The 11,942-nt window shown below is 65.3% G+C and carries 8 protein-coding genes; 7 read left to right on the plus strand and 1 reads right to left on the minus strand.

Features of this window, described 5'->3' with window-relative positions:
- The first annotated feature begins 39 nt into the window (after window positions 1–39).
- From NTV05_08255 to NTV05_08280, 6 genes are all read left to right on the plus strand, one after another.
- Complete coding sequence (locus tag NTV05_08255) at window positions 40–1,782, plus strand: DEAD/DEAH box helicase (GenBank protein MCX6544393.1); 1,743 nt, start codon at window positions 40–42, stop codon at window positions 1,780–1,782.
- 111 nt (window positions 1,783–1,893) lie between these two features.
- Window positions 1,894–3,051 carry an efflux RND transporter periplasmic adaptor subunit gene (locus tag NTV05_08260; protein MCX6544394.1) on the plus strand — a complete coding sequence of 386 codons (1,158 nt, stop codon included), beginning with the start codon at window positions 1,894–1,896 and terminating at the stop codon, window positions 3,049–3,051.
- Complete coding sequence (locus NTV05_08265) at window positions 3,051–4,319, plus strand: ABC transporter permease (GenBank protein ID MCX6544395.1); 1,269 nt, start codon at window positions 3,051–3,053, stop codon at window positions 4,317–4,319. The genes NTV05_08260 and NTV05_08265 overlap by 1 nt, the downstream gene beginning before the upstream one ends.
- An 80-nt stretch (window positions 4,320–4,399) precedes the next feature.
- On the plus strand, window positions 4,400–4,924 hold the full coding sequence (locus tag NTV05_08270; protein MCX6544396.1) for a putative metal-dependent hydrolase: 525 nt from the start codon (window positions 4,400–4,402) through the stop codon (window positions 4,922–4,924).
- A gap of 117 nt (window positions 4,925–5,041) precedes the next feature.
- Window positions 5,042–5,422 (plus strand): hypothetical protein, encoded by a 381-nt coding sequence (locus NTV05_08275; GenBank protein MCX6544397.1) that lies wholly within the window; start codon window positions 5,042–5,044, stop codon window positions 5,420–5,422.
- On the plus strand, window positions 5,419–6,003 hold the full coding sequence (locus NTV05_08280; protein MCX6544398.1) for a hypothetical protein: 585 nt from the start codon (window positions 5,419–5,421) through the stop codon (window positions 6,001–6,003). Before NTV05_08275 ends, NTV05_08280 begins: the two co-directional genes overlap by 4 nt.
- Window positions 6,004–6,127: 124 nt before the next feature.
- Here the strand turns inward: NTV05_08280 and NTV05_08285 are convergent, their stop codons facing one another.
- Complete coding sequence (locus tag NTV05_08285; GenBank protein ID MCX6544399.1) at window positions 6,128–8,533, minus strand: fused MFS/spermidine synthase; 2,406 nt, start codon at window positions 8,531–8,533, stop codon at window positions 6,128–6,130.
- A gap of 354 nt (window positions 8,534–8,887) precedes the next feature.
- On the opposite strand from NTV05_08285, the gene NTV05_08290 reads away from it, so the two are divergent.
- Window positions 8,888–11,935 carry a M14 family zinc carboxypeptidase gene (locus NTV05_08290; GenBank protein ID MCX6544400.1) on the plus strand — a complete coding sequence of 1,016 codons (3,048 nt, stop codon included), beginning with the start codon at window positions 8,888–8,890 and terminating at the stop codon, window positions 11,933–11,935.
- Window positions 11,936–11,942 lie beyond the last annotated feature (7 nt).

The following is an 11,942-nucleotide window of genomic DNA, read 5'->3' on the forward strand; positions in this document are numbered from 1 at the left end:
GATCCGGCAGCGGTCTGTCCAAGCGCGTAAGATGATGGGATGACGACTTCGCTCAAGACCGCTTCGGCATCCGGTTTCTCTTCCCTTGGACTGGCCCCGAAACTGGTGGCGTCAGTCACGGCGCTCGGCTACGAAGAGCCGACCCCGATCCAGCGCGAGGCCATCCCGCTGCTGCGGGAGGGACACGACCTGATCGGCCTCGCGGGAACCGGCACCGGCAAGACCGCAGCATTCACGCTCCCCATCATCGACCGGCTTGCTGTTCGTGCGACCCACGGGCCTGCGGGCACCCGGGCGCTGGTTCTCGTGCCGACACGCGAACTGGCCATACAGGTCTCCGAGGCGATCCACACGTACGCGAAGGGATTCCCGCTGAACGTCGTGCCCCTGTATGGCGGCGCCCCGATGGATCAGCAGATCCGCGCCCTTCGGCGCGGGGCGGACATCGTCGTCGCGACTCCTGGACGCGCCCTCGACCACCTGCGGCGCCGAACGCTCGATCTGGGTGTGCTCGAGGTGCTCGTGCTCGATGAAGCCGACGAGATGCTCGACATGGGCTTCGCCGACGACATCGATACGATCATCGCGCAGGCCCCTGACACTCGGCAGACGGCGCTCTTTGCGGCAACGATGGCGCCGCGCATTGCCGCGATCGCGGGGAAACACCTCAAGAACCCCAGCCGCGTGACCATCGCTCACGAGAAACGTGTAGCCGGGACGCTCCCGCGCATTCGGCAGACGGCCTACGTCGTTGGACGCGGTCAGAAGGTGGCGGCTCTCGGCCGGATTCTCGAATTCGAGAATCCGAAGTCGGCAATCGTGTTCTGCCGGACGCGCATCGAAGTGGACGAGTTGACCGAGAAGTTGAACGCGCACGGGTTCGGTGCCCAGGGCCTCCACGGCGGGATGGAGCAGAAGCACCGGGATCGCGTGATGCAGATGTTCCGGAAGGAGCAGGCCGACATTCTAGTCGCCACCGACGTGGCCGCCCGCGGCCTCGACATCGAACACGTGTCGCATGTCATCAACTACGACGTGCCGATCTCGCCCCAGGTCTACGTCCATCGGATCGGTCGCACCGGGCGCATCGGCCGCGACGGTATCGCCATTACGCTGGCCGATCCTCGTGAGCATCGCTTCCTGCGATCGGTCGAGGCGCTGACCAGGCAGAAGATCGAGATCCTGCCGCTCCCGAGCCTGGCCGACCTGCGGGCCCGTCGCCTCGACTCGACGCGCGACCAGTTGAGCGCGCGGCTCGCCAAGGGCGGGTTGGAAGAGGTCCGGGCGATCGTCGAGGCGCTCGCGCAGGACTTCGATGTGTTCGATGTCGCGGCGGCGGCGGTGACGCTGGTGCACGAGGCGTCCGAGTCGACGCTGCCGGCGGCTGAGATCGCGAGTGTACCGCCACACGATCACCCCCGCGACCGCGGCCGGAGCGGCCCCCGCGAGCAGGCCCGGAGCGGCGATCGACCGGTGACCAGAGGCGGCGATCGTGAGCTCCCGCGTGTGGCGAAATCACGCACTCGCGCCAGCGAGCACGTGGGACCGATGGCTGTGCTGTTTGTCGGCGCCGGGAAGACTGCGGGGATTCGGCCCGGGGACCTCGTGGGGGCGATTACGGGAGAGGCGGACATCCCCTCGCACCTGCTTGGCGCCATCACGATCACCGACACTCACGCGCTTGTCGAGGTGCCGGCCGCGCTGGCCGATTCCATTGTGGCGGCCTTGCGGGCCACCAAGATTCGTGGTCAGCGCGTCACGGTGCGACGCGATCGCGGGTGATGTGGGGCGGCAGGACGCACCAGCCCGCGCGCGGGTGGCAGTCAGTCCAGTGATCCGGTAGACTCTCGACGGCAATCATGCTTTGATGCGGACGGGGAGAGAACCAAGGACATGCCAACGCTGCGCCGGATGACGAAGTACCTCATCGCTCTCGTGATCATCCTCGCGATCGCGTACGCGGCGTGGGGGAAGTTCGGGCCGCGCCCGCAGGGCGCGAACGCGCGCGAGGAGATGTTCCAGGCCCAACTCTCGGCCATGGAGGATGTGCTCGTTGTTTCCGGCCAGGTGAGGCCGGCCGTGACGATCGATCTCCGGGCGGAGGCCTCCGGAATTGTCGAGGCCGTCGCGGTCAGGGAAGGCGACCGCGTGTCTCAGGGCCAGGAACTGGTGAGACTCGATTCGAAACTGGCGCAATCGGCGGTAGACCAGGCCGAGGCCAATCTCAGCCAGGCGGAGTTGCAAGACGCGGCCACCAGGCTCGACCTCGACCAGGACACGGTCGTGTTGAAGCGGAAGACGCTCGAACGATCGACAGCCCTCTACCAACGGGGCCTCATTCCGAAGGATCAGCTGGAACAGCACGAGTTGGAACTGCGGTCATCAGAACGGGCGGTTGAGCGAGCGAAACGGAACATCGACAGCAGCCAGGCCCGGATCGCCCAGATGCGCGCGGCAGTCGTGCAGGCGCGCACTCAGCTGCAGCACACCACCATCCGAGCGCCGTTTGACGCGTTCGTCCTGAGGCGCCTGGTCGAACTCGGAAGCGGTGTCGCCGGGGTAAGCCAGTCTTCCATGGGTGGGACCGTGCTGATGACACTGGGCGACGCACGCCAGTCCGCGCTCTATGCCAAGGCCACGGCGTCGGATGCCAAGCGCCTGCGGATCGGCCAGACGGCCAGGGTGCGTCTGGACTCCGACACCGCCGAAGTGCTGCCGGCGAACGTGCAGTCGGTCTCGACCGCGGGCGACGTTGACCAGTCGTCGAAGCTCACGACATTTCCGATCGTCATCGCGCTGAAGTCCCAGCCCCCTGGCGGCTGGGTCAACGTGCCTGCCCAGGCCGACATCGTGCTCAACGCGAGCGCGCAATCGGTGTCGGTGCCGGAACGCTGCGTGCGGGCGGATTCGACCGGGCGGTCCTACGTGGTCGTCAGATCCAAGACCGGCGATCGGTCGTTCACCGTCCAAGTTGGCGTCATCCAGAGCGATCGGATCCAGATTCGGTCCGGCCTCGAGCAGGGCCAGACGGTCGTGTGCAGGGCGCGGTGATGGGCCACGGCGACCGCACCCGCGGATCGAGCGCCGTGATTGCTGGAAACATCCTCAGCGAAGCGGCCACGAACCTGCGCGCCCGCCGGATGCAGGCGGCGCTGTCATCGTTTGGTATCGCCACCGGCATCACCGCGGTCGTGCTGCTCGTATCCATTGTGTCCGGCATCCACCGCTTCATGCTCGACACCGTCGGCGCCGTCGGGGGAAACCTCATCCAGGTCACAGCCAGTTCGCAGCGATCGACGCGCGATCCGCGCGGGTTTCCGGTGACGGTGCGACCCGCGGACGTGGAGACGATGCTCCGGTCGAGCGAGTACTTCGACATCGGCTCTGCCGAGAACATGGGCTCTGGTGTCATCCGGACCTCTCGTCGGAGCACGCAGAACTGGAACATCCGTGGTCTCACCGAGAGCGGCTTCGACATTCTGGATGTCCACGTCGCGCGAGGGCGGCTGTTTCTTGATCGTGAATACGCAGACGGATCGCGTGCTGCCGTGCTCGGCGCCGACCTCGCGGCGGACCTCTTCAATCAGGAGTCGCCCATCGGCCAGACGATCGTGATCGGCGAATGGCCCTTTGTCGTGGTCGGCGTGCTCGATTGGGTCGGCGACCAGACGGCGGGTATTCCGGCTCCTCCGGACCGCAGCATCTATATGCCCTTCAAGGCGTGCGCCGCAGCCTTCACTGGCACTGGAAATGCGTTCATGCTGCGGTTTCGACTGCGCTCACCGGACACGGCGGACGCGGCAGTGGTGGAGACCAGGACGATCCTCGATCGCCAGCGCAAGCAGCGGGGAGAAACGAGCGGAGAGATCCAGGTCATCAATACCATCGAACGGATGGCACAGTTGAATCTGGTGTTGACGACGCTGAAGTTCGTGGTGGGACTGGTGGGCGGCATCGGGCTCTTCGTGGGCGCCGTGGGTGTCGCCAACGTGATGCTCGTCTCGGTGCGCGAACGGCGTCAGGAGATCGGCGTCCGCCGGGCGTTGGGCGCGACCAGGCGAGCCATCTTCATCGGCTTCCTGTTCGAGGGGTTGGCCATCACCTTGTCCGGTGGCCTCGCTGGCATTCTGATCGCGTGGGCGCTGACCGGCATCGCCGTGTTCATTCCGCAGGTGCCCGCCGGCGCCCGCCCGCACATCTCGCTGATGACGGCGTTGACGTCCATCGCGCTCCTCACGTTGGTCGGTCTGGTGGCCGGAGTCGGCCCCGCGAGACGAGCCGCGTCGATAGATCCGGCCGAGGCGCTGCGGGCTGACTAGCGGCACCGACCGCCGAGAATTCAGCTGATGGCCCTACCAGCGAATCACTGAGCGTATCGTCTTCTCAGGGAGTAATGGACATGCCGGACCCTCGTTATCCGATCGGACCGTTTGTGGCACCGGACAACTTCAGCGAACAGGGGCGAGTGAAGTTTATCGCGAGTATTGAAGCGACGCCGGCACGTCTGCGCGCTGCAATCGATGGGCTGTCGACTGCGCAACTGCTGCAGCCGTACCGCGACGGCGGCTGGACCTGTGCCCAGGTGATTCACCACGTGGCCGACAGCCACATGAACGCCTACATGCGCTTCAAGCTGGCGGCCACCGACGACAACCCCTTCGTCACGGGCTTCAACGAGGCGCAGTGGGCGGAGTGTCCCGACGCGACGTCACCCGACATCGGCATTTCCCTGAGTCTGGTGGATGGTGTGCACGCGCGCTGGGTCACGTTCCTGCGGAGTCTCGACGCGAAGGCATTCGACAGGACATTCCAGCACTCCAAGAATGGGCCAGTCAGCCTCAACCTGGCGCTGGCCCTGTATGCGTGGCACGGCCGTCACCATACCGCGCACATCACGAGCTTGCGAGAACGGATGGGCTGGTAACGCAAGCGGAGTCGTTTCCGCCGGCCGGACGATGGCGGCGGGGGACGCCATGGCGAGGAGGTCATCGAAACCAGGCTCCGGGGTTGACGAGCGGTAGCAAAATGCTACCATGGGCGTATGAGCCAGCCGGTCAAGCTTTCAGACGCTCTGGTCCTTGACGCCCGGGTCGTGGGTGGCATTGCGGAACGATCGATCGCCGGCCAGATCGAATTCTGGGCGAACCTTGGCCGGGCCATCGAGCCGGTGCTCGACGGTGCGCGTGTGCTGGCCCTCGCGCGGTCTGGCAGGGTTCGACCGCTGTCAAAATGTCTGGCCAACGTTGATTCGCCGGGCGGGCGGAGGCGGGTGTCGGAGTACCTCGTCACAATTCCCTACCCTCATTACGAGCCCGCGTCGCGTGCGACAGGCGTCGTGGAGAAGATCGACGCAAACGGGCGCCGGACGCTCGGCCGCTTCGTCCGGCGCCGTTTCGAGCCACTGCGTTCGGGCAGGGCGTGAATCCTCTCGACGCCCGTCCGCTCATTCTCGCGCTGGCCGGCCCCAACGGGGCCGGAAAATCCACTTTCTATCACGCCCACCTCGCGCCGACGGGGCTCCGACTCGTGAACGCGGACGTCATCGCGCGAGAGATGGGCCTGAGTGACCAGGCTGCGATGCACGTCACCGAGGCCCTTCGCGACTCGCTGGTGCGCGTCGGTGAGAGCTTTGTCCTCGAGACGGTGTTTTCGGACCCGGTGGGCGACAAACTGGCGTTTCTGCAAGGGGCCGTCGGTGCCGGATACACCGTCGTGTTGTGCTTCATCGGCATCGACGGCCCCGAGACTTCCGAACAGCGCGTGGCGATGCGCGTGTCCCAGTGCTGCCACGACGTCCCGAGCGACCGGCTGGTGTCCAGGTTCCCGCGGACCATGCTCAATCTGCAGGCGGCCATCGCCGTGCTGCCGTTCGTCTGGGTGTTCGACAACCAGGACCTGCGCCGGCCATTCCGCAAGGTCGGCGTGTTCGAATCCGGGCGGTCGGTGTTCCTCGCCGCCAGGCTCCCGGCCTGGTTGGCCGGCATCCTGAAGAGCTTGGCGTAGGGCCGCCCTCAGCCTGCCTTTCGAAGCTCTTCCCGCACAATTCGCCGGATCGTGCCTGCGTCGACCGGCCTTCGGGATCGGGCGAGGTGTTCCCGGATCCCGTTCCGGCTTTCACACCGAGCTGCTATCGCCCGGCAGTCTCCATCGCCGCCCACAGCGCCGACTTCATCTGATCCGACCCGGTAAAGAGGGCGGTTGGCTGGCGGCGATAGGCCAGCAGGCCGCTATAGATCGACGGCCCGATGTTCAGATTGACGCCCATGCCCGCCAGGTACTGCAGCCGCAGATTCGAATCGTGCGTGATCGCGGCGTCCTTGAGCCAGGGCCCCAAATCGCGCGCCTGTCCAGCGTAGGTCGAAAACAGATCGATCGACGACTGCACGCCAATCTCTCGAAGCGACGTGTACAGCGTGGCGTATTCCGGACGGTGCAGCCGCGCTTCGATGTCGTCCAGATTGATCACGGTCGGCTCCACCTGGCCGAGCAGGACCAAGTCGTATCCTCCGCCCTGGTAGGTGTTGCCCCAGACCACGCCGTTCGGGAAAGCCTCGAAGAATGTGGCGAGCTCACTCTTGACCGCTTCTTCGTTGCTCCAATAAAGCTGCACGAACAGCGTCACCACGCCGCCGGGATTCAGGTGCTGCTTGACCAGTTCGAAGAACTCCCTCGAATAGAGCATCGCGGCGCCCTTGACCCACGGGTCGAGCGGGTCCGACGTGACGGCGTCGAACTTCTCCCTGCTCGTCAAGATGAAATGCCGCGCATCGTCTATCCGAACCGTCGTCTTGGGGTTTCGGACGACGTCGAAATTGAACTGGCTGAAGTAGGTCGACACCGTCCGCGGCACAAGCGGCTCAATTTCCGCAATCGTGAGCCGCTCGACGCGCGGATCGACCGATACGGCGCCAGCCGTCACGCCCGCGCCGCAGCCGATGACGAGGACCGAACGCGGGTTGGCAGGAATCAGCGTGGTCATGTGGCCGAGCATGCGCTGGAGCCGCATGTCCTGCGCCTCGCTGGAGGCCTGGACCTTGCCGGCGTTGTGATAGTTGAGGGTGCCGTCGGCCAGTCGGGACACCGCGACCGACGCATTGATGCCTTCGCCGACGTAGAACACGTCCGCCTGACCGACTCGCGTCGCGGAGTACCGGCCGTAGGCGACCAGCAGCCCTGGTATTCCGTGTACGGCCAGCACCGCTAGCAGTGTTGACCCAATGCCAATCGCAATCGCCGAGACAGCGAATCGCGTGCTCGCATCTTTCGGCTCATCCTTTCCAGCCGGCATCAGGATGAGCAGCGCAGAGAGGGCGGAGATCAGAATCAGCAACTGCTGCGCGTGCTGACTGCCGAGCCAGACCACGAGGAGGAGGCCGCCGACAAGCGATCCGACGATCGCGCCGATCGTGTTGGCGCCGTACAGGCGTCCGACCAGTTGGGCCGGATCGTGTCCGGGCCTGGCGACCGATGCGAGTGCCAGCGGAAAACTCGCGCCCCACAGGATCGCACCGGGAAGCACAACCCAGAGGCAGCGGACGAAGTCGATCTGGAAGTTGAACCACGGATTCTTCGCAATCGACGGATCGATGGGCCAATAGGGCATCGAGTCGGACAGCATGTACGCCGCCCAGGCGATCGCGACGGCCAGCAGAGCCTGGCACCAGCCGAACGCGAGCCGAGGCCTGGACACCGTGCGGCCCAGGGCGGACCCGATGCTGGAGCCGATGCCGAGTCCCGTCAGGAACGCCGCCAGAATCAGCGAGAACGTGTACGTGGTCGCGCCAAACAGCAGCGAAAGCTGCCGCGTCCAGATCACTTCCGCCGCGAGCGCCGTCATGCCCGACAGCGCAATCCCGACATGGAGGGCGCGTGACCCGGCCACCGGCTCCGGGGCCTTGGTCGGCGCCGCCGGGGCGGGGACCGTAATCGCGTGAGAAAGCCCCCAGGCGACCAACGCGACAACGGCGTTCAGGCCGACCGCGGCGTAGGTTGCCGTCGGGATGTCGTAGACGCGCAGCAGATAGAAGCCGGCGAGCAGGCTGCCGAGCACCGCGCCCAGGATGTTGCCCGCGTAGAAGAACCCGAGCCAGGCGACGCCCGCCGGCGTTGTCTCGACCGAGCGCGACAGCGCCGGCAGTGTTGCCCCCATGAGCACCGTGGGCGGAAGGAGACAGATGCCGGCGGCGAGGCCCCGCAGAATGAGCCCCCACACTCCCGATCCGGCCCAGGCCGTGTAGACGCCGCCGACCAGGGGCATGCCGAACAGGACGAGAAGCCCGATGGCGCCGATGCCAAGTTCAAGCGTCGCGTACACACGCATCGGGTGGGTCGTCACCGACACGAAGCGCGAAAAGGCAAAACTCCCGAGACAGAGCCCGCCCATGAAGGTGCCAAGCAGCACGGCCAGCGAGACCGACGAGGAGCCGATGACCAACTGCAACAGCTGGAACCACACGACTTCGTAGACCAGGGCGGCACATCCGCTGCCGACGAACAGCAACAGGAGGACGGGAAGAATCCGGCGCGATTGCATCGACAATACCTCGTGTGTCAGACGACTGACGGACGTGTGGACATCGCGACACGAGGCGAGCGGCCAGATCGAGGGCACCCGGGTGTGTCGCGAGAGAACAAGAGTGCCACATCGGCGGGCCGGCCGCCACAGGGACTTGCAATCAACCACCCGCCCGAGTCGCACGCCATCGGGTGAAGCCGGTCTTCCAGGGGCCCGGCGGGTCTGCGGGACCTGATTGATCCCACCGCCGGGCCGATTGTTGATAAGATTTCGCAACGCAGCTGAACGTCGCCCTGCCGGGAGCCAGCGGCCTGGATTCCAGCGGGCGCTTCATCATCGGGGCCTGCGCCGGCCCGCAAGTTGAGGACATCCATGAAACGTCTCACAGGCTTCCGTCTCGCGGCGCTCTGCGCCATCTTCGTGCTGGCAGGCGTTGGTCTGACCGCGCAGCCGAGCAAGTATGCCCGCGACCCGAAACAACCGATCGACGAAGACTACACGAAGAAGATCAAGGAGTACACGACCGAGCCGTTCTTCCTGTCGCCGCTGGTCGATTATCTGCCGGCTTCAAAGACGGTGCCGACGCCGAAGGCGGTCCTCGGGGATGTGGCCGGTGCGCCGGGGAAGCTGCCGTACTCGGCAGAGGTTCACGCGTACATGCGATTGCTGGAGAAGGCCAGCCCGGGCCGGGTGAAGGTGTTCTCAATCGGCAAGTCGGAGGAAGGCCGCGAGATGATCGCCGTGGCGATTGCCGCCGAGTCGGTGATGGCGAAGATGGACGAGAACCGTGCCCGGCTGGCAAAGCTGGCCGACCCGCGGACGATCAAGCTCGACGATGCGGAAGCCGATCGCCTGATCGAGGCATCCGTGCCCGTCTATTACATCACCGGGGCCATCCACTCTCCCGAGACGGGGGCGCCAACGGCGCTGATGGAACTGGCGTATCGGCTGGTCGTCGATGACAGCCCGTACATCAAGGCCATCCGCAACAACATGATCACGCTCATCACCCCGGTCATCGAGACCGATGGGCGGGACCGGCAGGTCGACATTTACAAGTGGCATCTGGCGCATCCCGACGAGACGTGGCCGTCGCTGGCCTACTGGGGCAAGTACGTGGCGCATGACAACAACCGGGACGCCATGGGCGCGACGCTCGCCCTGACGCGAAATGTGATCAACACCGTCGTCGGGCAGAAGATTCAGGTGCTGCACGACCTGCACGAGTCAGTGCCGTACCTGTACGACAACACGGTTGGGGATGGTCCCTACAACGCGTGGGTCGATCCCATCCTCACCGACGAGTGGCAGTTGTTGGGCTGGAACAACATGTCCGAAATGACCAAGTTCGGCATGCCGGGAGCGTTCACGCACGGCACGTTTGATACATGGTCCCCAGGCTACCTGATGTTCATCGGCGCCATGCACAACGGGATCAGCCGCCTCTACGAGACCTTTGGCAATGCCGGCGCCGACACGGTCGAACGAAAGCTCCAGCCGGGCGACTACGCGCGGACCTGGTACAAGCAGAATCCGCCGCTGCCGAAAGTGATGTGGTCGCAGCGCAACAACAACAACTACCAGCAGACCGGCTTGCTGACGGCGCTCTCGTATTTTTCCGGCAACACCAAGCTGTTCCTGAAGAACTTCTATCTCAAGAGCAAGCGCTCCGTGACGAAGCCGACCGTCGAAGGGCCGGCGGCGTACGTGCTGCCGGGAGACGAGGCACGCCCGGGCGCACAGGCGGAAATGCTGCGCGTGCTGCAGCGGCAGGCAGTGGAGATTTCGCGCGCGACGGCCAGTTTCAGCGTGACCATGCCCGTCAAGAAGAAGCCCGCGCGTCGCGACGCCGAGGAGGGAGTTGCGGGCAAGCCGACTGAGGAGGCGCCGAAGACGGAAGCGAAGAGAGATGAGAAGCCCGCGACCGAGACGCGCCAGTTCCCCGCTGGCAGCTACATCATCCGCATGGATCAGCCGTACAGCCGCATCGCCGACGCGTTGCTCGACTATCAATACTGGAGCCCGAACGATCCGCAGAAGCGACCGTACGACGACACTGGCTGGACATTTGGCGAACTGTTCAACGTGCAGGTCGTCCGGGTCACTGACGCGAAGGTGCTCGACGTCGCCATGGAGAAGGTGGTTGACGTGAAGGCGGCAAGCGGAGTCGTCGGCACCGGGAGCCTGTTTGCCGTCAACAACGACGCCGATCCGTCCTTGATCGCGTTGCGGTACCGGATCAAGGACGCGGCCGTCGATGTCGCTGAAGAGCCGTTCGAGGCTGGCGGGAAGAAGTTCAACCGCGGCTCGTTCCTGATCAAGAACACGGCGCAGGCCGACGTGCAGAAGTTCGCGACCGAACTGGGCCTGCAGGCCCATGCGCTTGCAGCGACTCCGACCGTGAAGACACACGCGGTGAAGGCGCCGCGGATCGGGTACATCCACACCTGGATCGGCACGCAGGACGAGGGCTGGTGGCGGATGGAGTTCGATCGGCTGGGGATCCCGTACGACTACATCAGCACACAGGTCGTGGCGAAGGAGAACAATCTCAACGCCCGGTGGGACGTGCTCGTGTTTCCGCCCGTCGGACGTGGCGCGCAGCAGATCGTCAGCGGGATGCCGATGTGGCGAAACCCGATGCCATGGAAGACGACGGAGCTGACGCCGAACATCGGCAAGATCGATGCGACCGACGACATGCGTCCAGGCCTCGGACTCTCCGGAGTCGCGAATCTCGAGAGTTTCGTCCGAAAGGGCGGCCTGTTGATCGTCGCCGATGACACCACGATTCTGGCGAACATGTTCGGGATGACACCGGGCGTGTCGGTACAGGAGGCGACCCGGTTGAAAGCGCCAGGCACGGTGATGCGCGCCAAGATCGTCGACGGGACGAGCCCGATTGCGTATGGGTACGGCGACGGGCTGTCCATCTACTCGGCACCCGGCCTCGTGATGGGCGTTTCCAACCTGCTTGGCGGGCGCGGTGGACGCGGTGCCGCCGCCGGCGGCCCGGAGCGGCCCACTGGACGAGGCACGGCGGACGACCCGGATCAGGTGCAGGGCTTCCCGGTCGTGACGCCGCCGGAAGAGCCGAAGGTCGAGCCATGGCAGGCCGCACCGGTGACTCCGGAGCAGCTTCGCAATCCGCTCAGCGTCATTCCTCCCCAACTCCGTCCGAGGGTCGTTCTCCGATACGGTGACGCGAAGGACCTGCTCGTCTCCGGGCTCATCGAGAACGGCAACGAGATCGCCCAGCGGCCGGCGCTGGTTGACGTGCCGCTCGACAAGGGGCACGTAGTGGTGTTCGCGAACAACCCCATGTGGCGTGGCGAAACACAGGGGAGCTACGGCTTCGTGTTCAATGCCATCCTGAACTTCGACAGGCTGGACGCGGGCCGCAAACTCGACGAGAAGTAAGGGGCTA

It is taken from the genome of Acidobacteriota bacterium (genome assembly GCA_026393755.1).
Lineage (GTDB): Bacteria > Acidobacteriota > Vicinamibacteria > Vicinamibacterales > JAKQTR01 > JBAXOX01.

Bases quoted from the DNA above. Each gene is read 5' to 3' on its own strand.
- NTV05_08265 (MCX6544395.1), top strand. From the start codon at position 3,051: ATGGGCCACGGCGACCGCACCCGCGGATCGAGCGCCGTGATTGCTGGA.
- NTV05_08285 (MCX6544399.1), bottom strand. From the start codon at position 8,533: ATGCAATCGCGCCGGATTCTTCCCGTCCTCCTGTTGCTGTTCGTCGGC.
- NTV05_08255 (MCX6544393.1), top strand. From the start codon at position 40: ATGACGACTTCGCTCAAGACCGCTTCGGCATCCGGTTTCTCTTCCCTT.
- NTV05_08275 (MCX6544397.1), top strand. From the start codon at position 5,042: ATGAGCCAGCCGGTCAAGCTTTCAGACGCTCTGGTCCTTGACGCCCGG.
- NTV05_08260 (MCX6544394.1), top strand. From the start codon at position 1,894: ATGCCAACGCTGCGCCGGATGACGAAGTACCTCATCGCTCTCGTGATC.
- NTV05_08270 (MCX6544396.1), top strand. From the start codon at position 4,400: ATGCCGGACCCTCGTTATCCGATCGGACCGTTTGTGGCACCGGACAAC.
- NTV05_08290 (MCX6544400.1), top strand. From the start codon at position 8,888: ATGAAACGTCTCACAGGCTTCCGTCTCGCGGCGCTCTGCGCCATCTTC.